Genomic DNA, 20,765 nt, shown 5'->3' on the forward strand with positions numbered 1-20,765 from the left:
CCGACCCAACCAAACCGAACCAGACCCAACCCGACATGACCCGACCCAACCAAACCCCAAAAGGAGCCCACACACCTATGGCATTGAGCGGACCATTCCAAGTCGGCGACCGAGTCCAGCTGACTGACTCGAAGAATCGCCACTTCACCGTCATCCTCGAGGAGGGTGGCAAGTTCTTCACTCACCGCGGCACCATCCTCCACGACGACCTCATCGGCGCCAAGGAAGGCACCACCGTCACCTCCAGCGAAGGCACCGTCTACCTGGCCATGCGTCACTTGCTGGTCGATTACGTCCTGTCCATGCCGCGCGGTGCTGCGGTGATTTACCCGAAGGATGCTGCACAGATCATCGTCGAGGGCGACATCTTCCCAGGTGCGCGCGTGTTGGAGGCCGGCGCTGGCTCCGGCGCGCTCAGCCTCAACCTGCTCCGCGCCATCGGCGCTGACGGGCAGCTTATTTCCTACGAGGTCCGCGAGGACCACATCGAGCACGCGGAACGCAACGTTGTCGACTTCATGGGTCACAAGCCCGACAACTGGGACTTGCGCCTGGGCGATCTCAACGAGGCCTCCATCGAGTCGCTCGGCGGCCCGGTCGACCGAGTCATTCTGGACATGCTCGCTCCGTGGGAATGCCTGGATACCGTCTCGAAGGTGCTTCAGCCTGGCGGCGTGCTCATGGTCTATGTCGCCACTGTTCCGCAGCTAATGAAAGTCATGGAGGGCATCCGCGCGCAGAAGTGCTTCACCGAACCACGCGCCTGGGAATCCCTGGTCCGCGACTGGAATGTTCAGGATCTCTCCGTCCGCCCGGCGCACCGTATGCAGGCGCATACCGCATTCCTGGTGTGGGCACGCAGGCTTGCCGACGGCACGGTGCCTCCGCGCCCACAGCGACGAAATCAAAAGAAGCTCTAGACCCGCCGCTTCGCGCTGGGAGGTGTAGCCGTCGTAAAGCGTGATGCGACACACGGTCTAAATCGACCAAGCAACAACGGCATCTGGCCCTATGGGTAATCTGGGATACATGACAACGCCGTCTGACAAAATCCGTGATCTTGAGCAGAAGAACTACAACCTCGGCATTCGTAATAATCGCCTGGTTGAGCTGTTGCGGGACTCCCGTAACAAGCTAGAGCTACTGCGCCAAGACATGGAGGACATGCTGGAGCCGCCTAGCACGTACGGTATTTTCCTTAAGCCGGGGCCGGAGAAAGGCACCGCAGAGGTTTTTACCGGAAATCGACGGATGCGCCTGCGGGTGCAGCCGGAGATTAATGAGCGGGCGCTTCGGCCGGGTGCGCAGGTGCGTCTGAATGAGGGCTCGATAATCGTGGAGGACTGCGGTTATCCGGAAAGCGGCGACATCGCCAATGTTCGTGAGGTGCTGCCGGATCGGGAGCGCATTTTGGCCTCGGATACTCACGGTGAGGAATTCGTGGTGTCTCTGGCGGGGGATTTGTCGCCGAAGCCGGGGGACTCGGTGATGATTGACCGCAAGTCGGGCTATGCGTTTGAGGTCATTCCGAAGTCCGAGGTGGAAAACCTGGTGCTGGAAGAGGTACCGGATGTCACCTACACGGATATCGGTGGTTTGGACAGTCAGATTGAGCAGATTCACGATGCCGTGGAGATGCCGTTCCTGCAGCCAGAACTGTTTGAACAGTACAACCTGCGTCCGCCGAAGGGTGTGCTGCTCTACGGCCCTCCCGGCAATGGTAAGACGCTGATTGCCAAGGCTGTGGCTAATTCGTTGGCACGCAAGATTGCGCTATCCCGAGGCAAGAGCGAGGCGGAGGCGCAGCGGGCGCAATCGTACTTCTTGAATGTCAAGGGCCCGGAGCTGCTGAACAAGTTCGTGGGTGAGACCGAGCGTCAGATTCGCCTGATTTTTGACCGCGCTCGCGACATTGCCGAGGATGGCAAGCCGGTAATTGTCTTCTTCGATGAGATGGACTCGATTTTCCGCACTCGTGGTTCGGGCATCTCCTCGGATATGGAAAACACAGTGGTCCCGCAGCTGCTCAGTGAACTTGACGGTGTGGAGGGGCTGGAAAACGTCATCGTGATTGGTGCCACCAACCGCGAGGAGATGATTGACCCGGCAATTCTGCGCCCAGGACGCTTGGATGTGAAAATCCGCATTGAGCGCCCGAATGAGGCTGCGGCGAAGGATATCTTCCGCAAGTACTTGACTCCAGAGCTGCCGTATAAAGCAGCCGAGGTGGAAGCGCGCGGTGGGGTGGAGCAGAATGTCGCACACCTCATTGACCAGGTTGTTGAGCGGATGTACGCCAAGACGGAAGAAAACGAGTACGTGCGGATTCGCTATGCCGATGGCACCAGCGAAGTTATGTACTACCGCGATTTCAACTCCGGCGCGATGATTTCCAACATCGTCGACCGTGCGAAGAAGTCCGCCATCAAGTCGGTTATCGCTGGCGGCGAGGCTGGTATTAGCTTGGATCACCTGCTGTCTGCAGTGGCGGAGGAGTTCGCGCAGAACGAGGACCTGCCAAACACCTCGAACCCGGATGAGTGGGCTCGCATCTCCGGTCGTCCAGCGGCGCGCGTTGCCTCGGTCGAGGTGATTCGCCATGGCTAAATCCGCCGCCAGTTCTGCACAGTCGAACCGCTTCTTCGGCACGGAGATTGAGTACGGCATTTCCAGCCCGGACAACCCGGATGTCAGCCCAATTCTCACCTCCACGCAGGCCGTGCTCGCTTTCGCGCATGAGCAGGAGGAGGGCCTGTCGGGGCGCATCCGCTGGGATTACGCACCAGAGTCGCCACTGCGCGACAGCCGTGGTTTCGACCTGCGCCGTTACCACCAGCCACCGATTGTTGACCCGAATGCCGTCGGCGCTGCAAACCTGCTGGTGCAAAATGGTGCCCGTTTCTACGTCGATCACGCGCACCCGGAGTACTCCTCACCGGAGACGGCAACCGCCCGCGAGGCGGTTATCGCTGACCGCGCAGGTGACAAGATTATGCTGCGCGCAGCTCAGCTTGCCGCCGAAGCCACCGATGCTGAGGGCAATCCAGGTCCGATGCTGAAGCTCTACCGCAACAATGTCGATGGCAAGGGCGCCTCGTATGGTGCCCACGAGAACTACCTTTTCTCCCGAGAAACCGAGTTCGATGACATCGTCGCCGGTCTGACGCCGTTTTTCGTCACCCGCCAGGTGTTCACGGGCGCTGGTCGCGTGGGTCTGGGGCAGACGGGGCAGGAGTCGGGTTTCCAGATTTCGCAGCGCGCGGACTACATCGAGACTGAGGTCTCGCTGGAGACCACTTTGAACCGCGGCATCATCAACACCCGCGATGAACCACACGCAGACTCCGATCGCTTCCGCCGCCTGCACGTCATCATCGGTGATGCCAACATGAGCGAGGTCGCCACCTTCCTCAAGCTGGGCACCACAGGTTTGGTCATCGACGCCATCGAGGACGGCGTGCGTTTCGACGACCTGCAGCTCCGCAACCCCGTCGAGGCCGTCCATAAGGTCTCCCGAGACTTGACTTGCACCGAGAAGCTGCAGCTGGCAGACCATGTCACGTGGATGTCCGCAGTGGAAATGCAGTACGAGTACCTGCGTCGCGTGGAGAGCTACGACCAGCAGGGCGACGTCGTCAAGCTCTGGCGTGAAGTGCTCGACGTGCTTTCCGACGACCCCCGCAAGGCAGCCCATCTGCTGGATTGGGTGGCGAAATACAACCTCATGGAGGGCCTGCGTACCCGCCTGGGCGCGGGCTGGGACCACCCGAAGTTGGCGTTGATTGATATTCAGTACTCGGATATTGACCCTGCTCGTGGGCTGTACCATGCGCTGGTGCGCCGCGGTTCGATGCGCACACTCGTGACCGAGGAAGAAGTCGACCGAGCGGTTGAATACGCACCGGAGTCTACGCGTGCGTATGTACGCGGTGGCATTCTGCGCCGCTTTGGCAAGGATGTCGTCGCGGGCAGTTGGACCAGCTTGGTGGTGGACACCGCGGGGGTGTATCGGAGCACTCGTGACGTGGAGTCGCCTGGAATTACGCTGGCCTACATTACGCTGGATGAAGTTGACCGTTTCACTGCCGCAGAATGCGGTGACGTGTTGGAGTCTGCGGAGACAGTGGCCAAGGTGGTTGAGCATCTGCGTACTCTCGGGGCTATCCGCGAACAATAGGCACACATAGTGCAGTAATAGAGCAGTAATACTCAAAAGTTCATTTTTAAGGAGCAATATCATGGCTGGTAACACTCAGGTTTTCGGCGGCGGTTCCGGCGGAGGCGACGAGGAAGAGTTCGGCGAGGTCGCTGGCGGCGGTCAGGCTCAGGAGCACGTTGCAGCTGCTGACGACCTGCTGGATGAAATTGATGGTCTGCTGGAGAACAACGCCGAGGAGTTCGTGCGTTCGTATGTCCAGAAGGGTGGCCAGTAAAAAGTGACTGACCAGCAGGTAGGGCAGCAGGAGCCGGAAGCAACGCCGACACCGGTACCGGCACAGGCGTTGACCCGACGCATCACCGGTATTGAGACCGAGTTCGGCATCACTCTGACGCTGGATGGCTCGCGCCGTCTGGGACCGGATGAGATTGCCCGCTACATGTTCCGCCCGGTGATCGCTAAGTACGGGGCAACCAACATTTTCACCCCCAATGCTGGTCGTATGTACCTCGATGTCGGAAGCCACCCGGAGTACGCTACCGCTGAGTGCGATTCGGTCTCGCAGCTGGTAGCGTACGACCGCTCGGGCGAGGTCATCTTGAATGAACTCGCTGAAAAGGCTGAAGCAGAGCTTGCCGACGAGGGCATCGGTGGCAAGGTCTACCTGCTGAAGAACAACGTTGATACCGTCGGTAACTCCTACGGTTGTCACGAAAACTACCTGGTTGGACGTGAACTGGGACTGAAGTCCCTGTCCAAGCTGCTGCTACCTTTCTTGGTTACGCGACAGCTCATCTGTGGCGCGGGGAAGATTTTCCTGCCGTACCCAACCTCGCCGTATCACAACGATCCGATTCAGTACTGCTTCTCGCAGCGCGCGGATCATGTGTGGGAGGGCGTCTCCAGTGCAACGACGCGCTCCCGGCCGATTATTAACACTCGCGATGAGCCACACGCGGACTCCAACCGATTCCGCCGCTTGCACGTCATCGTGGGCGACTCCAACATGAGTGAGACGACGACTGCGCTCAAAATTGGCTCCACTCAGCTGGTACTGGAGATGATTGAAGCCGGCGTGAAGTTGCCGGACTTCGAAGTCGCCAACGAAATCAAGTCCATCCGTGCGGTGAGCCGCGATATGACCGGCAAGGCCGAGATTCCACTGCGAAGTGGCGAAACTGCCACCGCACTGCAGATTCAACGCGAGTTCCTGGACGCTGCGACGGAGTGGCTGAAGGTCCGCGAAGAAAACATGGTCAACGAGGACAAGGGCATTGCCGGTGCCGGCACGTCCAACGAAGAAATGAGCCGCATTGTCGAGCTGTGGGGTCGCGCGCTCGATGCCGTGGAAACCGGTGACTGGTCTCTCATTGAGCACGACATTGACTGGGCCATTAAGTACTCGCTCATGAAGCGCTACCTGGACCGCGGTCTAACGCTGGAGGACCCCAAGCTTCATCAAATCGACTTGGCCTACCACGACATCCGTCCCGGCCGAGGCATCTTCCGCGCGCTGGAAGCCCGTGGTATTGCCTCGCGGTGGATTACCGATGAGCAGGTCGCTGAGGCGGTCCGCATCGCACCGCCAACTACTCGTGCGAAGCTGCGCGGTGATTTCCTCGTTGCAGCCGAAGACTCCAGTTTGAAGACCGTAGTGGACTGGACACACCTGAAAATCTCCGGCGACGATCCCATCTCCACTATGCTCGGCGACCCCTTTGCCACGGAAAACGATGAGGTCAATGAGATGATCGAGATTCTGACGGCCGCGAAGAAGACCTCGGATACGGATCCGAATAACTAGTTCCGTCCCCGGAAACTGCCCCAGGAAAAGGAGCCCCACAGTCGTGTCTGTCTCACCGGTATCGGAAAACCCCGGATCCGCTGCGATCAGTGAGAACCAACGTCAGGTTCAGCTGCTGTTGGCGCTTGCCGACGACACCGGGTGGGTCAGCGAGTCGTGGATCTCCAAACATGTCGAGGGTTACTCCCGTGTTTCCGAGGATTCCCGGGCTCGTTATTTACGTGCGGACACCGCGGCACTCCTGGCAGCCGGGGTCCCGGTGGAGGTTTCGTCGTCAAGCGCGGGCGATAAGGTCAAACGTCTGCGCCTGAACAGACTACGGTGGCCCCAGCACGACCCCGAGTTCACTGAAGCGGAGGCTTCGGTGGTTTTCCAGGCGGCGAATGCGGCGTTTGGTTCGGAGGAGCTGAGCTCGACGGCTGTGGCGGCGTGGCGGAAGCTCGCATCGTTTGCGCAGCGCAGCGCCATTGCGAAGCCGGATGAGTCGGTGGTGGTGGCCGATGCGGTGGATATGAGTCGAGTGGATTTCAGCACACTGCTGACCGCGATGACCTCGCCGCGCCGGACAGTGGAGATGTGGTACTCCCGCCAGTACGGCGTGGATGATGAACTGCGCATGCTGGAGCCGTGGGGTCTGATTAACCTGCGCGGGCGCTTTTATGTGTTGGGCTTTGATCCGCAGCGTGAGGCCGCGCGTATGTTCCGGCTCAGCCGTATCCGCGATGTGTCGGATACAGGGACGTCGGCGACCCAGCCAATGCCCGATGGTGACTTGCAACAGATTGCGGAAAACATGTTGCACCGCGGTGGCAAGACCTATCAGGCGGTTGTTCGTATCGCTCCGAATACCTGCGCTGATGTGGTGATGAAAGCGACCGCGTTGGGGGATGGGCGCTACGAGCTGCCAGCGGCACCTGTGAGTGAGATTGTGTCCACAGGTTTGAGTTACGCACCGGATTTGATTGTGGAATCACCTGAAGAGGCACGGTCGGAGATTATTGCTCGGTTGGAGCAGGTACTCGCTCGCCATGGCGGTTCGAATGGTGCGAAGAACGCTTTGGAGGGCAACTAATGACAGTGCATGCAGCCCGGGAACTGGACGCAGGTGTCAGTGTCGACGAGTTGTTGGCGGTCGTACCGTACTTTTCGCAGCACCGTTCAATGACAGAGGCCGCTACCGAACTGGCCATACCTTTTGCCCGAATTCGGGCAATCGTGGAACAGATTGCAGATATTGACCAGCCGGGACTCCTCGGAGTGCGGGCTTTTGAAGTTGATTACCGCAACAGCTTTGATGTCCGTATTCGCCCTCAGGCAACGGTGCTCAGCCAGCCACGTGCGCTCACAGCCGAAGAAACCGCGACCTTGCTGCTCATCCTGGAAACCATCGAGGACTCCGCAGCCACCACTTCCTCCGAGGCCGCGCAGACGGCCGCGACAAAACTACGCAGTGCTCTGGGAATAAACGTCCCCATCATTGACTCGACCGCTGCGGAAAATGGCAAGGCCTTTTCCTTTTCTGAGCAGATTTATTCCGCGCTGCATCAGCGCAAGGTGTTGAAGGTGCGCTACCGGAATGCCTCAGGGCAGATTACAGTCCGTGAGCTTGACTGTGTCAACGTTTATACAGTTGAATCCACGACGTATCTCCGCGCTGTCGACCGTGCGCAGGAAGACCGTCGTCAGAAGAGCTTCCGCGTCGACCGCCTGGAGGCCGCCGAGGTCCTCGACACTCCCTCCGGTTTCCACCGCCCCGAGCCTGTCGATATCCGTGATCCCCACGCCTTTGGTGCGGAAACGGGAACGTCCGAATGGGCAAGTGTGCTTATCGACGCCGACGCCACCTGGATCGCAGACTATGAACCGGTCTTCTTTACTGAAGATGAGGGAGAAGAAGAGGATACCGAACTGGTCTCTGACCAAGGCTTAGGGCAGTCGGAATTTGTCGCTGACGTGCCGATGTCCGACTTGGCCGCAACAGTCTCCTTTGTGCTCCGCCGTTCACCGAGCGTAACGGTCGCTGAGCCCTTAAAATTGAAAAACGCCGTTGTTGCGCGAGCCCGCGAAGCTTTGGCAGAGTATGGTCGAAACGACAAGGCTTAAATCAAAGCTTAAATCGCGCACGATGTGGCAACTTGCCACTTGTATTTGTATTCATTTGAAAGGTCTCTAAGCGGATGCCGAACCTAGGTCCCTGGGAAATCATCATTATCCTGGTCGTTCTTGTCTTGCTCTTTGGTGCAAAGAAGTTGCCGGATGCCGCACGTTCGCTCGGCCGCTCCATGCGTATCTTCAAGTCCGAAGTCAAGGAAATGCGCAACGATGACGAGCACCAGGAGCAGGCTGCAATTCAGCAGGCTCCGCAGGCCCAGCCACAGCAGCCGTACCAGCCGCAGCAGCAGTACCAGCAGCAGGCACCGCAGGCTCAGCCGCAGCAGCCGTACCAGCCGCAGCCTGGCCAGAACAACCCTGGCCAGCCGCAGCAGTAGTAGAAGGCCGGTTGAAGCGTGACTTCAGCTACATCCACATCACGTCCTCGGAAGCGCCAGCGTAGGCGCAATCCCGAGGGCGTGATGACTATTGTCGAGCACATTCAAGAGCTCCGGCGTCGCCTCGTTCTCGCCCTCGCTGGTATTGCCGTCGGCACTGTTGTGGGCTTTATCTGGTATCAGACCGCCTTTACCATTGGTCAGTTCCGCATACCGTTTACCTCGGTCAATGTTGGCCCTGTGCACTTTAAGTCCCTGGGTGAGTTGCTCAAGGATCCGTACTGTCAGCTTCCACCCGAGATGCGTCTCGGCGGCGGTGAGGGCGCGGAGTGTCGTCTGCTGGCGACCAGTCCGTTTGAAATGTTCATGCTGCGACTGAAGGTCGGTGCGCTGGCCGGTCTGGTGATGTCGTCGCCATGGTGGCTCTACCAGATTTGGGCCTACATCACTCCCGGCTTGGTTCGGAAGGAACGCCGCACCACGCGCAGAGTTGTGACTGCCGCCGCGCTGCTGTTTGTCATGGGTTCCGTCCTGGCCTACTACGTTGTCGCCATCGGTCTGGAGTTCTTGCTCCAGATTGGTGAAGAGACGCAAATTTCTGCACTCACCGGTTCGCAATACTTCGGTTTCCTCTTGGCGCTCATCGTCTGCTTTGGCGTGAGCTTTGAGGTTCCGCTTTTCCTGGTCATGTTGAACATGGCCGGTGTCGTTACCTACGAAAGCATCAAGGACAAGCGCAGCATCATCATTATGTCGCTGTTCATCTTTGCGGCCTTCATGACTCCGGGGCAGGAACCAATATCCATGGTCGCAATGGCAACGGCACTGACGTTGCTGGTGGAAATCGCAATCCAGATTTGTCGTCTCCATGACCGTCGTAAAGCAAATGAGCGACCTGATTGGTTGGACGTCGATGACGAGCAAGGCTCCGGACCCATTACAGCGTCCGGCCCGATTGGCTCCGCCGGCGGTATCGGTGATGTGGGCGGCATTGACGCCCCGACTTCAGTAAGTGCGCCGACGTCGATTCAGCCGGGCGGCATGCCGACGGCATCAGCGGCCCCGACGACCTCTCCGGTCTCTGGCCCCACGCCAGTGAACGCGCCGACGCCGACGCGGGCATCCCAGATGCGTCCTACTCGCAATTCGCGTCCACCACGGCCACAGGGCATGATTCCGGAGACTCCGATGCCGACGCAGGACTTGCGAAATCGTCCGACGAGCGACTTTGATGATGTTCTCTAGCGCGGTTTATGACACTCTAGAGGCATGACTCTTCTCGGCGATTTCGTCAGCCAACAGGATTTCGATCTTGACGACTTTCAGCTCCGCGCCTGCCAATCAATTGAGGCAGGGCGGGGCGTTGTCGTCTGTGCACCCACCGGTGCGGGCAAGACCATTGTTGGCGAATTCGCTATTTATGCAGCTCTTGAGCGCGGTGGCAAGTGCTTTTACACCACACCTATCAAGGCGTTGAGCAACCAGAAGTACCACGACCTAATCGAGGACTACGGCGAGGACCGCGTAGGCCTGCTCACTGGCGACACTTCTATTAATGGCGACGCGGACATCGTGGTGATGACCACCGAGGTGCTGCGCAACATGATTTATGCGGACTCGCCGACGCTGAAGAGGCTCACGCATGTGGTGATGGACGAGATTCACTACCTCGCAGACCGCGAGCGCGGCGCTGTCTGGGAAGAGGTTATTTTGAACCTCGACCAGTCCGTGGCCGTCATCGGTTTGTCCGCGACGGTGTCCAACTCCGAGGAGTTCGGCCGCTGGCTGTCCACGGTGCGCGGGCACACGGACGTCATTGTCACGGATCTGCGCCCGGTTCCGCTGCATCAGCACATGCTGGTGGGAAACCGGCTCTATCCGCTTTTCGAGGCGAAGTCGGACAAGGTCAATCAGGACCTGTTGGAGGCGTGCCGTCGTGCCGAGTTCGGCTACGGCGACGCTGGGGCCAGGGAGCGCTACCAGTACAAAAAGCACAAGGGCGGTGGACGCTCGTATAGCTGGGGCGATAAGGGGCAGCGCAAGTTCCGCCCGCCGAAGCGCGGCGATGTTATCCGCATGCTCGGCTCCATGAACATGCTGCCCGCGATCGTTTTCATCTTCTCCCGCGCGGGCTGCGAAGGCGCGCTGGCGCAGGTCGGTGCTACGCGCGCAGAGCTCACTGACCGGGATGAGCAGGAGCGCATCGCCAAGATTATCGATGACGGTGTTGCACACATTCCGAAGGAAGATCTGCAGGTTCTCGGCTTCCTGCGCTGGCGCCGCATTCTCATCCGTGGTTTTGCGGCACACCACGCGGGCATGCTGCCGGCGTTCCGGCACATTGTCGAAGAGCTCTTTAACGAAGGCCTGGTCAAGGTCGTCTTCGCCACCGAGACGCTCGCACTGGGCATCAACATGCCTGCCCGCACGGTCGTGCTGGAGAAGCTGGTCAAGTTCAACGGCGAAGCACATGTGGATCTCACGCCGGGTCAGTACACGCAGATGACCGGTCGCGCTGGCCGCCGCGGTATCGACACTGTCGGCAACGCAGTGGTGCAGTGGGCCCCGGCAATGGATCCGAAGGCTGTCGCAGGGCTGGCATCTACGCGCACATATCCGCTGATTTCCACCTTCGCGCCGAGCTACAACATGAGCGTCAACCTCCTGCAGACGCTCGGTTACGAAGGCTCGAAGCGCGTCATGGAGCGCTCATTCGCCCAGTTCCAGGCGGATGGCGACATCGTCGGAGTTGCCGCCGAACTATCCAAGGCCAAGCAGGAAGCCGCGGCCCTGCGTGCGGAATTGCTCGGCAGGGGAGCCGACGCACACGCTGAAGGGTCGGAGGCTGAAGCGTCGTCGTCAAGCGAGGAAGGCAGTTCGCGTGACGACGAGCGCCTGACCCAGATGCTTGAGTACCTGGATCTGCGCGCGAAGCTGACCCAGGAGGAGAAGAACGCCAAGCGCCGCAATATTGAAGACCGCCACACAGAAACGGTGACCGCGCTGCGCAGACTCCGTCGAGGCGAGGTTATTCCGCTGCCGAAGGGTAAGAAGGTGCAGCTGGCGGTGGTGTACCGAGAGGACCATTCGAAGTCAAATCCACGTCCCGGTGTCATCAGTGTCGGCGGGTTCGTGGGGCGTGTAGAGCCGCATATCTTCCCAGCGGCGCCGCAGACGGTCGGCGCGATTAAGCTGCCTCGGGATGCGGACCGGCATCCGCGACGTGCGCTCGGAATTGTGCGCGCAGAGATTGGCCGCAAGGGGCTAAAGGGACCAAAGCGGCTGAAGCGTCGCACTGGTGGCAACTCGCCGGCGGTGAGGAAGCTGCGACAGGAGCTGCGCGAGCATCCGCTACATGGCGATCCTGCGGTGGAGACGATGGCTCGTCACGCCGATACGCTACGGCAGGCCGAGGCGCATGTGGCCAAGCTGCAAAAGCGCGTCGATTCCGCCTCGGATACGTTAGCGCGCACATTCGACCGCATGCTGCAGTTGCTAACACAGATGGACTACGTCGAATGGCCGGAGGGCGCGGAGCCGACAATTACCGAGGAAGGCCTGCGGCTGGCGCAGATTCACAACGGCTCGGATCTGCTGGTGGCCACGTGTCTGCGCCGCGGTATTTGGGATGATCTGGACCCCGCGGAACTGGCCGGTGCGGTGTCGAGTTTGGTCTTTGAAAACCGCAAGGCCAGCCAAGGCAGTGACGAGGTGCCGACCGAGCCGCTGGCCAAGGCGCTGGGGAATACTTATCGCATTTGGGAGGAACTGTCGGAGGATGAGCGCCGCTACCGGCTGCCGCTGACGGACTTGCCGGATATGGCTTTTGCTACGGCGATTCATCAGTGGACTGCGGGCGCACCGTTGGGGTACTGCCTGCAGGCAGCGGCCGAAAGCGGCGCGGAGCTGACCCCGGGCGACTTTGTCCGCTGGTGCCGTCAGGTCATTGATCTGTTGCAGCAGATTAAGAAGACCGGCTACTCCACGGAGATTCGCGACAATTCCGCCGAAGCTATTCAGGCGATTCGCAGGGGCGTAGTGGCGCTGAACAATTAGTTGCCGGTTACGTTGGTCAGCCGAAGCCTCGCCGCCCCGAGGCCACTCAACCGGCGACGGGCACAGGCCGACGGGTACAGTTGGCAACTATGAGCAACGGTATCTTTAGCTTTGACATCTATCAGCAGCGTCTGGATCGCACTGCGGAGCTTCTCCGCAGCCGCAATGCAGACGCTGCAGTCTTTGGAACCGGCGCTGACCTGCAGTATCTCATTGGTTCTGCGGTCACTTCGCATGAACGCCTGACGGCGCTGGTGGTCACTGCATCCGGCACCACCACACTGGTACTGCCCGCCGTGGAGCGCGGGGATCTGCCGCTGTGTGCAATCGGTGATCTCAACGCCGATGTGGTGTTGTGGGAAGACGGAGAGAATCCGCACCGCATTGTCGCCGACTTGGTGGGCCACGTGGGCACCCTCGCAGTGGGAGCCTCTTTGACCGCTGACCACTTGATTCCTATCCAGGATCTCACCGGAGCCAAGACTGTGTTGGCCGGAGACCTTCTGAAGGAACTGTTCATGCGCAAGGACGCCGCTGAGATTGATCAGTTGCGCGAGGCCGGCGCCGCTATTGACCGCGTTCACGCTCGAGTGCCGGGCATGCTGCGCGCAGGTCGCACTGAGAGCGAGGTCGCCGACGAGATCTCGGCTGCCATCCTGGAGGAGGGGCACGTCGCCATTGACTTCGTCATTGTCGGCTCCGCTGAAAATGGCGCGAATCCGCACCACGATTTCTCCGACCGCGTCATCGAGGAAGGTGACGTGGTGGTCGTCGATATCGGAGGCACCTTGCCGCTTGGCTACCACTCCGATTGCACGCGCACCTATGTCGTCGGCAAGCCGGGGGAGAAGGAAGCTGCAGCGTGGGCGGCTCTGCGCAAGGCGCAGGAAGCTGCCGTGGCGGCGGTGCGCCCCGGTGTGACGGCTGCAGAGATCGATGCGATTGCGCGTAATAGCCTCACCGCTGCGGGCTACGGCGAGTACTTCATTCACCGCACTGGTCATGGCATTGGCCTGTCCACGCATGAAGAGCCGTTCATTATGGCTGGCAATGAGCTCAAGCTCGAGCCTGGCATGGCGTTTTCGGTGGAGCCGGGTGTGTACCTGCCGGGTGAGTTCGGTATGCGGCTGGAAGACATCATCGTTGTCACCGAAGACGGCGGAGAATCGGTCAATAATGGTCCGCACGATTTAATTACCGTCTAATCGAGGTTTAGAGGAAAGGTATTTTCTAGCGCATGGGACACGTACTCGTTCTTGGTGCCACCAGCGAGATCGGCGGGGAAGTTGCCGCGCGACTGGCCAACCACAACACCTTCACGCTCGCTGCGCGCCGCACTGAGGCGCTCGACGGCATTGCCGGTCGGCTCATCGACTCCGGTGCCGTCGCGGTGCACCGCATCCACTTTGATGCCGATGACATCGCGGCACACCGCCAGTTCGTCGAGCACGCCTGGCAGCACGGTCCCATCGACACGGTGATTGTCGCGTTCGGTATCCTCGGTGATCAACGGAAGTGTGAGGAGTCCGGCGAGGCTGCTGCGGCAGTCATTCATACCGACTTCACGGCACAGGCGTCGATTCTCACTGAGATTGTCGCGCGCATGGAGTCCGACATCGCCGCCGGCACGCTGCCTGTGCGCGATAAGGTTGCGGGCCGCATCATGGCCTTTTCCTCTATCGCAGGTGCCCGCGTGCGCCGCGCCAACTACGTCTACGGTTCGGCGAAGGCCGGTCTCGATGGTTTCCTCCAGGGCATGCAGGACCGCCTGCACGGGAGCCATATTCAGCTGACGATTGTCCGGCCTGGCTTCGTCATCGGCCGCATGACCGAAGGCATGAAGCCGGCACCGATGTCCTCGCGCCCCGCCGAAGTCGCTGAGGCCGCCGTCACCGCTTTCGACGGTCGGAAGCCCCACGTCTGGGTTCCGCGCAAATTGGCATTGCTCGCCCGCGCCACACATCTGACTCCGCGCTGGATTTGGCGGAAGATGCCCCGATGAGCCCAAAGCTTCGCGTCGTCGGCATCGGCTGCGACGGGTACGCTGGTCTATCCGCGCGCGCTGTCGATGCGTTGTCGTCGGCTCGCCGCATCATTGGCTCTCCCCGTCAGCTCCATTTGCTTGCCGACGTCAACCTGGACGCCGACCTCTCACCTTGGCCAGGTGGCTTCTGGAAGGACTGGCAGGCCACCCTGGCAGATATTGACCCCGCAGTCGATGTCATCCTCGCCAGTGGGGATCCCATGTTCCACGGTGTAGGGGCGTCCCTAGTTCGGGAGCTCGGCCGTGGCGCCGTGGAGGTTATTCCAGCGCCATCGTCAGCCTCATTGGCCTGCGCCTACCTCGGCTGGCCCTTGCATGGCACTCCGGTGATTTCGCTGGTGACAGGGGAGCCGGGGCTACCTGGAGCCGCGCGTGTGGTACCGGTAGCGGATTCGATGCGGCCCTTCCTGGTGCTGTGCCGAAACGCGGACTCAGTAAAAGAGGTCGCTACGGTTTTAGCCGACCGCCCAGACACCAAGCTCACCGCGCTGACCAATCTCGGCGGCACGGAAGCTACAGGGATGCCCGAGTCCGTTGCCAAAGGCACGGTGGCGAACCCACCGGTTGCAGCTGGAAACCTCACGGTGCTGGCGGTGGAGCCGTCGGGAAGCGCGCGCGGCTGGCTGCGCGACGATGACTTTGATTCGGATGGCCAGCTGACGAAGGCGCCGATTCGCCAAATGACGGTCGCTGCGCTGGATCCGCGGCCGGGAGCTCTGCTGTGGGATGTCGGCGGTGGCACGGGCTCGATTGGCATTGAGTGGGCTCGGCACGGCGGACGTGCGGAAATTTTCGAGCGCGATGCTGTTCGTGCAGAGCGAATTGCTAAGAATGTGGCGGCTCTGTCTGGCAATGTGACCGTCCACCACGGAGCGGCACCAGCGGTGTTGGCAGACTCGAATCTTCGCCCAGATGCCATTTTCATCGGCGGAGGTCTCACTGCTGACGGAATGATTGAAACCTGTTGGCAACGCCTTGCCCCGGGAGGCACCATCGTCGCAAACACCGTGACGCTGGAGTCGGAGGCTCTGCTGTGGCAGGCGCGTCGCGACTATGGCGGGGATGTCACCCGGATTTCCGTGGAGCGCGCAGGTGCAGTCGGCAGTTTCACTGCGTGGCGCCCTGCGTTGCCGGTGGTGCAGTGGGTGGCGGTGAAGCCAGTAGAGCCTGCGCTACCATAGACGTAATTTCTTTGTCTAGAAAATATTGAGGACTCTGTAACTCACAATGACTGTGTATTTCATCGGTGCAGGCCCGGGGGCAGCGGATTTGCTGACGCTGCGTGCGGACCGGCTTATTCGCTCCTGTCCCGTGTGTCTTTACGCGGGATCGATTGTCCCGCCTGAGGTGCTGGAGAACTGTCCCGAAGGCGCAGAGATTATCAATACCGCGCGTATGCCGCTGGATACCATCATCGAGACCATTCAGGCAGCGCATGCGGCGGGCAAGGATGTCGCACGCCTGCAGTCCGGCGACCCGTCGGTGTGGTCGGCGCTGGCAGAGCAGGTTCGTCGTCTCAGCGAGCTCGGCATTGACTACGAAATCGTTCCGGGTGTGCCGGCATTTTCCGCGGCGGCGGCCGCTCTGGGCCACGAGCTCACGGTGCCAACCGTTGGTCAGTCAGTGGTGCTGACTCGTATCTCCGGGCGCGCTTCCAAGATGCCGGAGGGCGAAACCTTGGAGAACTTCGGTCGCACGGGCGCGACCCTGTGCATTCACTTGGCCGCCCACGATATTGACCGTGTGGTTGAGGAGCTCACCCCGCATTATGGTGAGCACGGCCCGGTGGCAGTGGTAGCTTTCGCATCCCGTCCGGAACAGGTTATTCTCCGTGGCACGCTCTCTGATATTGCGCAGCAGGTCAAGGATGCAGGTGTGACTCGTACAGCGGTCATCATTGTCGGCAAGGTACTAACCGCCGAGGCGTTCCCGGATAGCTACCTCTACAGCGATGATCGCCCGCGCGATGAACACGGACGGACCATTCCATGCGTGCACTAATTCTGGGTGGAACTGCTGAGGCTCGCGCCCTGGCCAAGCGCCTAGTGGGCGAGGGCTGGTTTGTCACCTCCTCACTGGCCGGTCGCGTATCCAACCCCAAGCTGCCCGTCGGCAATGTCCGCATCGGTGGTTTTGGCGGTCCCGCAGGACTGACTCGATGGCTGATCTCCGATGCCACCGAAGTCATCATCGACGCCACGCATCCTTATGCGGAGCGAATCAGCGAATCTGCCGCTGAAGCTGCCCGCGCCACCGGTCTTCCGCTCGTGGCGCTGCATCGCCCTGCGTGGGAGAGGCAGCCCGGCGACAACTGGATTGAGGTGTCCTCCATGCAGGAGGCCGCGGACGTTGTTGCCGACCGTTTCTACAGCCCGTTTCTCACTATTGGCCGTCAGCAGCTTGCCCCATTTGCCGATGACTCCAACGGCCGTTACCTCATTCGCTGCGTGGAACAGCCCGCGCCGCCGTTGCCCAAGAATCGGAAGATTATTCTCAGCCGTGGGCCTTACGATGTCGCAGCGGAGCGCAAGCTCATGCGGGATTACGCCGTGGACTGCGTGGTGACCAAAAACTCCGGTGGCGCCGCTACCTACGCCAAGATTGAGGCAGCTCGAGACCTGAAAAAGCCAGTCGTTATCGTGCAGCGTCCACAGCTGCCCGGCGCGGATATCGCCACCGTCGCCACAACGGTGGATGAGGCGTACAACGCCGTCATCCGCCGGGCATAGCGGCTAATTCTGGTGTGAACTAACTTACCGCACAGGCTGCCACTCTGTTTGCTCAGTGGGGACCTGCTCGATTCCACCAGAAGGACTCAATATCAGCCATGCGATAAACATAGCGATTGTCAGGATAACAGAAATTAATGTGAAAGTAATCCATCGTCGACGATATTCATCCTCGGCTTTTTTGGCCTCGAACAGACCATAAATTCCAGTTAGAAATGGAATTGGAAACGCGATATAGACCCCCGCCACAAAAAGAATGACTGCAAGAATCTGAAATCCCCAGTCAATCAATCCCGGCACTCTTTTATTATTAGCACCTTTCGCTTGCATTATATTCTCCAGATGGTCGAATAGTCGCTGAGATACAGACCGTCCTTTGACCTGCCCCAATGCCGTCAACCACAATGGACTGCTCAAAGTTCTCCGAAGTTCGCACGAACCAACCTGCCCCTACAGCATACGAAGCTGGATTCGAGGCCGAACCCCTATACGACCATGTAGGAGTACTGGTTTCCCCACCGTGATCAAGAACTTTGACATTCTTAATCTTTTTACCTGGGGTTCCGCAGATTTCAACAGTCTGCCAGTAAGTGTATAGGGTGTTACCCATAACAGCCTTTTGCTCAAACCGGGCACCATCCTTTCGGCAGTAGTCAGCCCCGCCCTGCGCAAAAAGCTTCGTTGAAAGATTCGACGGCTGTGGCAATCGTTTTACAATCAACTCACCCGGAGTTGTATAGGCTCGCAGAAGGCTTTTTTGGTGGTTATCCAACTCCGCCATCGAAAGGCGACCTTCATCAATCGCCCTATAAAGTGATTCAGCCTGAGCTGCCACGGGACGTGCAGATTCCTCAGCGCTAGCAACGGGTGAAAAGATGATACCCGCTAAAATAAGGGCAGATTCCAATAAAAGAACTTTTTTTCCCTATCACCTAAACCTCCTTTTATGTCGGTGATCGCCCCGAGCATAACACTGTAAATGAGCTATGCTCAGAAATATCATCCGATTAGATAAGCAATCTCCGCCAAGAAAGGGGTAGACAAAAGTGGTAGGCATTTGGGCCAAACGAACCATATTTGCAACTGAACACTAAATCTCGATTCAGCAATATCACTTTTCAAATTGCCGCGGCCAGCGTAAATAATCTTCCTTTCAATTCACGCTCCGGTATTTAATAGCGACAATGTGCGCTGGAAAACCCCAAAACTAACGCAGCAACCCGCCAGTTCCACTCGTGCCGCCCTCACCGTAGTGACGTGCGGTGTAGACCCGAGTGGTCTTGCCGGCACGATACGCCTTCGTCGACGACGAACCGATAATCACCATTGTTCGCATATCGACGACGTCCGGATCGAACTCCGCCAACGTGGTCACGGTGACGTTTTCCTGCTCCGAGCCGACTGCCCGCGCCACAATTACCGGCGTTGTTGGTTCGCGGTACTCCATGGCCAATGCACGTAGCTCTCGGATCTGCCATCTCCGCGATTTGGACGCCGGGTTGTAGACAGCAAACGCCATGTCTGCTCCGGCTACGGCACGCACTCGCTTAACGACGACTTCCCAGGGCTTCAACCTGTCGGAGAGACTGAGCATCGCAAAGTCATGGCCAAGGGGAGCGCCCACCCGACTTGCGACAGCCTGAGCCGCAGTCATGCCGGGCACGACTCGTACGGGAATGTCTCGCCACATATCATCGTCAGCGACTTCCAACACTGCGGCCGCCATGGCGAAGACTCCAGGGTCACCGGAGCTGACCACCGCGACGCGTCCGCCGCGCTTGGCAATATCCAGCGCCATAGTGGCTCGCTCTGCCTCAACGCGGTTGTCAGAGAGGTGGCGGCGCTGCCCGGCGCGCTCAGGAACTCGGTTGATGTAGGTGGAGTAGCCCACCAAATCTGTCGCCTGAGCCAGTTCCTCGGTAACTTCTGGGGTAGTCCAGCGTTCAGCACCCGGGCCCAGGCCGACAACTACGACTTCACCGACCGCTGAGGTGGCCGACTCAGTTGCTGTATCGGTGCCTGCACCGGTCGCTGCATCATCAGCTGGCGCATTAGGAACCCCAGAAACACTCCGTTCAGTGCCGTAGACAGCGGAAGGCACGATGGCTACTGCAAAGTACGGAACTTTCTCCGGGTCAGCGTCGGCCAGCGGGTAGCTGGTGCGCTCACTCATGGTTGCTCGCTCGACAACATAGGCGCGCTCGAGCATGCCCGCGGCCTGCAACGCTGTACGAACCTTCTCAACGTTTTTCCCCAGCTTCATAATGACTACACAGTCTGAGGCATCAAGAACCGCAGCGATGCGCTCGGAATCTGCAGTGGCTGGGACAACGCTGACGATTTCGGTAGCCTCGCCGAGCGGCTGGCCAATCTCTGCTGCCGCCGCAGTAATGCTGGCCACGCCAGGGACAATCTCAGTGGGGAAGTCCTCACTGAGGGCGTGATGCAGATGCTGGTACGAGCTATAGAGCATCGGGTCACCGAGCGACAGCACTGCAACACTTCGTCCCTCGGCCAAGTGCTTGTGCAGGCGAGCAGTGGCCTCTGCATAGAAACCGGCGAGCTGCTCGCGGTAGTCGGCCGGGCGCCCGGTGGTCACCGGGTATTGCAATTGCTCTTCCACGGCAGCGTCGTCACGCGCGTCAATCAGTTCGGCCGCGATTAAACGCGCCGTGGAACGTCCGTGAGTTCCGGCATGGTAGGCGATGACATCGGCTGTGCGGATGATGTCGGCACCGCGAAGTGTAATGAGACCTGCGTCGCCGGGGCCGAGTCCGATGCCGTAGAGATGACCAGGCTGAGCGCTGTAGGAGCCGGACATGGTTTAGAGAATCTCCTTTGCGGTGGCGATGGCATTGAGGGCAGCACAGGTGATAGCCGAGCCGCCGCGGCGACCGGTGACGGTGATGTACTTCAGCTCCGGGTTGTCGGCACCGGAGTCGATAGTGGCCTGCTTGGATTCCGCGGCACCGACGAAGCCGACTGGCATGGCCAAAATGGCAGCGGGCATGGGGAAGGAACCCTCATTGATGCGGTTGAGCAGGTGGAAGAGGGCAGTGGGAGCGTTGCCGATGGCGACGACCGCGCCCTCAAGGCGTGGCTTCCACAGCTCCACGGCAGCAGCAGTGCGAGTGGTGCCGAGTTCCTGGGCCAGTTCGGGGACGCGCTCATCACGCAGCAAGCAGATGACTTCGTTGTCAACAGGTAGGCGCTTGCGGGTAATGCCCGAGGCGATCATGTTGACATCGGTGAAGATAGGAGCGCCTTCCTCGAGAGCCTGGCGAGCTGCGCGCACAGCTCCCGTGGAAAAGACGATGTCCTTGGCCAGGTCGGTCTGACCTGCTGCGTGAATCATTCGGACAGCGACGGTTTCCTCATCGGCGTCGAAGCGGGAAAGGTCGCTTTCCTCGCGGATGATGGCAAATGAGTTGCGATAAATATCCGCACCGTCGGTGTTGTACTCAAAGCGCTTCATAGGCTTAAA

19 protein-coding genes are annotated in these 20,765 nt (G+C 59.7%); 15 read left to right on the forward strand and 4 right to left on the reverse strand.

Features of this window, described 5'->3' with window-relative positions; translation table 11 throughout:
* Positions 1–77 precede the first annotated feature (77 nt).
* The 15 genes from QP995_RS03520 (at position 78) to QP995_RS03590 (ending at position 17,281) form a co-directional block, all read left to right on the forward strand.
* The gene (locus tag QP995_RS03520) at positions 78–920 is read left to right on the forward strand and encodes a tRNA (adenine-N1)-methyltransferase (RefSeq protein WP_126108029.1); all 843 of its coding nucleotides are present in this window, start codon (positions 78–80) and stop codon (positions 918–920) included.
* 109 nt (positions 921–1,029) lie between these two features.
* On the forward strand, positions 1,030–2,607 hold the full coding sequence (arc, locus tag QP995_RS03525) for a proteasome ATPase (protein ID WP_126108030.1): 1,578 nt from the start codon (positions 1,030–1,032) through the stop codon (positions 2,605–2,607).
* Positions 2,600–4,177, forward strand: a complete 1,578-nt coding sequence (gene dop / locus QP995_RS03530) for a depupylase/deamidase Dop (protein ID WP_049170549.1) — start codon at positions 2,600–2,602, stop codon at positions 4,175–4,177. Before arc ends, dop begins: the two co-directional genes overlap by 8 nt.
* A 61-nt stretch (positions 4,178–4,238) precedes the next feature.
* Positions 4,239–4,433 carry a ubiquitin-like protein Pup gene (locus QP995_RS03535; RefSeq protein ID WP_005510795.1) on the forward strand — a complete coding sequence of 65 codons (195 nt, stop codon included), beginning with the start codon at positions 4,239–4,241 and terminating at the stop codon, positions 4,431–4,433.
* A gap of 69 nt (positions 4,434–4,502) precedes the next feature.
* The gene (gene pafA, locus QP995_RS03540; protein ID WP_191620922.1) at positions 4,503–5,963 is read left to right on the forward strand and encodes a Pup--protein ligase; all 1,461 of its coding nucleotides are present in this window, start codon (positions 4,503–4,505) and stop codon (positions 5,961–5,963) included.
* Positions 5,964–6,006: 43 nt separating this feature from the next.
* Positions 6,007–7,035, forward strand: a complete 1,029-nt coding sequence (locus tag QP995_RS03545) for a helix-turn-helix transcriptional regulator (protein WP_049189894.1) — start codon at positions 6,007–6,009, stop codon at positions 7,033–7,035.
* A complete protein-coding gene (locus QP995_RS03550; RefSeq protein ID WP_049170545.1) occupies positions 7,035–8,066 on the forward strand; it encodes a helix-turn-helix transcriptional regulator in 1,032 nt (343 codons plus the stop codon). Before QP995_RS03545 ends, QP995_RS03550 begins: the two co-directional genes overlap by 1 nt.
* A 74-nt stretch (positions 8,067–8,140) precedes the next feature.
* Positions 8,141–8,452: a Sec-independent protein translocase subunit TatA gene (gene tatA / locus QP995_RS03555; protein WP_049170543.1), complete on the forward strand. Its 312-nt coding sequence runs from the start codon at positions 8,141–8,143 to the stop codon at positions 8,450–8,452.
* Between the two features lie 18 nt (positions 8,453–8,470).
* On the forward strand, positions 8,471–9,697 hold the full coding sequence (gene tatC, locus QP995_RS03560; RefSeq protein WP_065421641.1) for a twin-arginine translocase subunit TatC: 1,227 nt from the start codon (positions 8,471–8,473) through the stop codon (positions 9,695–9,697).
* Positions 9,698–9,721: 24 nt separating this feature from the next.
* Complete coding sequence (locus tag QP995_RS03565) at positions 9,722–12,508, forward strand: DEAD/DEAH box helicase (protein ID WP_284852914.1); 2,787 nt, start codon at positions 9,722–9,724, stop codon at positions 12,506–12,508.
* 89 nt (positions 12,509–12,597) lie between these two features.
* Positions 12,598–13,713 (forward strand): M24 family metallopeptidase, encoded by a 1,116-nt coding sequence (locus QP995_RS03570; RefSeq protein ID WP_053093005.1) that lies wholly within the window; start codon positions 12,598–12,600, stop codon positions 13,711–13,713.
* Between the two features lie 32 nt (positions 13,714–13,745).
* Positions 13,746–14,510 (forward strand): SDR family NAD(P)-dependent oxidoreductase, encoded by a 765-nt coding sequence (locus QP995_RS03575; RefSeq protein ID WP_070602640.1) that lies wholly within the window; start codon positions 13,746–13,748, stop codon positions 14,508–14,510.
* Positions 14,507–15,733 carry a precorrin-6Y C5,15-methyltransferase (decarboxylating) subunit CbiT gene (gene cbiT / locus QP995_RS03580; protein ID WP_070546140.1) on the forward strand — a complete coding sequence of 409 codons (1,227 nt, stop codon included), beginning with the start codon at positions 14,507–14,509 and terminating at the stop codon, positions 15,731–15,733. Before QP995_RS03575 ends, cbiT begins: the two co-directional genes overlap by 4 nt.
* Positions 15,734–15,779: 46 nt before the next feature.
* Positions 15,780–16,553, forward strand: a complete 774-nt coding sequence (gene cobM / locus QP995_RS03585) for a precorrin-4 C(11)-methyltransferase (protein WP_005510735.1) — start codon at positions 15,780–15,782, stop codon at positions 16,551–16,553.
* The gene (locus tag QP995_RS03590; protein ID WP_070653061.1) at positions 16,541–17,281 is read left to right on the forward strand and encodes a cobalt-precorrin-6A reductase; all 741 of its coding nucleotides are present in this window, start codon (positions 16,541–16,543) and stop codon (positions 17,279–17,281) included. Before cobM ends, QP995_RS03590 begins: the two co-directional genes overlap by 13 nt.
* 24 nt (positions 17,282–17,305) lie before the next feature.
* Here the strand turns inward: QP995_RS03590 and QP995_RS03595 are convergent, their stop codons facing one another.
* The 4 genes from QP995_RS03595 to QP995_RS03610 form a co-directional block, all read right to left on the reverse strand.
* A complete protein-coding gene (locus QP995_RS03595) occupies positions 17,306–17,611 on the reverse strand; it encodes a hypothetical protein (RefSeq protein WP_070653059.1) in 306 nt (101 codons plus the stop codon).
* Positions 17,592–18,116 carry a hypothetical protein gene (locus QP995_RS03600; protein WP_141753118.1) on the reverse strand — a complete coding sequence of 175 codons (525 nt, stop codon included), beginning with the start codon at positions 18,114–18,116 and terminating at the stop codon, positions 17,592–17,594. The genes QP995_RS03595 and QP995_RS03600 overlap by 20 nt, the downstream gene beginning before the upstream one ends.
* 372 nt (positions 18,117–18,488) lie before the next feature.
* Positions 18,489–20,102, reverse strand: coding sequence for a precorrin-3B C(17)-methyltransferase (gene cobJ / locus QP995_RS03605; protein WP_070653057.1), 1,614 nt, complete (start codon positions 20,100–20,102; stop codon positions 18,489–18,491).
* A 3-nt stretch (positions 20,103–20,105) separates the two neighbouring features.
* Positions 20,106–20,756 (reverse strand): precorrin-8X methylmutase, encoded by a 651-nt coding sequence (locus QP995_RS03610; protein ID WP_147721694.1) that lies wholly within the window; start codon positions 20,754–20,756, stop codon positions 20,106–20,108.
* Positions 20,757–20,765: the final 9 nt, after the last annotated feature.

Source organism: Corynebacterium sp. MSK032 (assembly GCF_030232065.1).
Lineage (GTDB): Bacteria > Actinomycetota > Actinomycetes > Mycobacteriales > Mycobacteriaceae > Corynebacterium > Corynebacterium jeikeium_D.

Excerpts from the sequence above, each read along its gene's own strand:
- QP995_RS03520 (WP_126108029.1), top strand. The coding sequence starts at position 78 with ATGGCATTGAGCGGACCATTCCAAGTCGGCGACCGAGTCCAGCTGACT.
- arc (WP_126108030.1), top strand. The coding sequence starts at position 1,030 with ATGACAACGCCGTCTGACAAAATCCGTGATCTTGAGCAGAAGAACTAC.
- dop (WP_049170549.1), top strand. The coding sequence starts at position 2,600 with ATGGCTAAATCCGCCGCCAGTTCTGCACAGTCGAACCGCTTCTTCGGC.
- QP995_RS03535 (WP_005510795.1), top strand. The coding sequence starts at position 4,239 with ATGGCTGGTAACACTCAGGTTTTCGGCGGCGGTTCCGGCGGAGGCGAC.
- QP995_RS03550 (WP_049170545.1), top strand. The coding sequence starts at position 7,035 with ATGACAGTGCATGCAGCCCGGGAACTGGACGCAGGTGTCAGTGTCGAC.
- tatA (WP_049170543.1), top strand. The coding sequence starts at position 8,141 with ATGCCGAACCTAGGTCCCTGGGAAATCATCATTATCCTGGTCGTTCTT.
- QP995_RS03565 (WP_284852914.1), top strand. The coding sequence starts at position 9,722 with ATGACTCTTCTCGGCGATTTCGTCAGCCAACAGGATTTCGATCTTGAC.
- QP995_RS03570 (WP_053093005.1), top strand. The coding sequence starts at position 12,598 with ATGAGCAACGGTATCTTTAGCTTTGACATCTATCAGCAGCGTCTGGAT.
- QP995_RS03575 (WP_070602640.1), top strand. The coding sequence starts at position 13,746 with ATGGGACACGTACTCGTTCTTGGTGCCACCAGCGAGATCGGCGGGGAA.
- cbiT (WP_070546140.1), top strand. The coding sequence starts at position 14,507 with ATGAGCCCAAAGCTTCGCGTCGTCGGCATCGGCTGCGACGGGTACGCT.
- cobM (WP_005510735.1), top strand. The coding sequence starts at position 15,780 with ATGACTGTGTATTTCATCGGTGCAGGCCCGGGGGCAGCGGATTTGCTG.
- QP995_RS03590 (WP_070653061.1), top strand. The coding sequence starts at position 16,541 with ATGCGTGCACTAATTCTGGGTGGAACTGCTGAGGCTCGCGCCCTGGCC.
- QP995_RS03595 (WP_070653059.1), bottom strand. The coding sequence starts at position 17,611 with ATGCAAGCGAAAGGTGCTAATAATAAAAGAGTGCCGGGATTGATTGAC.
- cobJ (WP_070653057.1), bottom strand. The coding sequence starts at position 20,102 with ATGTCCGGCTCCTACAGCGCTCAGCCTGGTCATCTCTACGGCATCGGA.
- QP995_RS03610 (WP_147721694.1), bottom strand. The coding sequence starts at position 20,756 with ATGAAGCGCTTTGAGTACAACACCGACGGTGCGGATATTTATCGCAAC.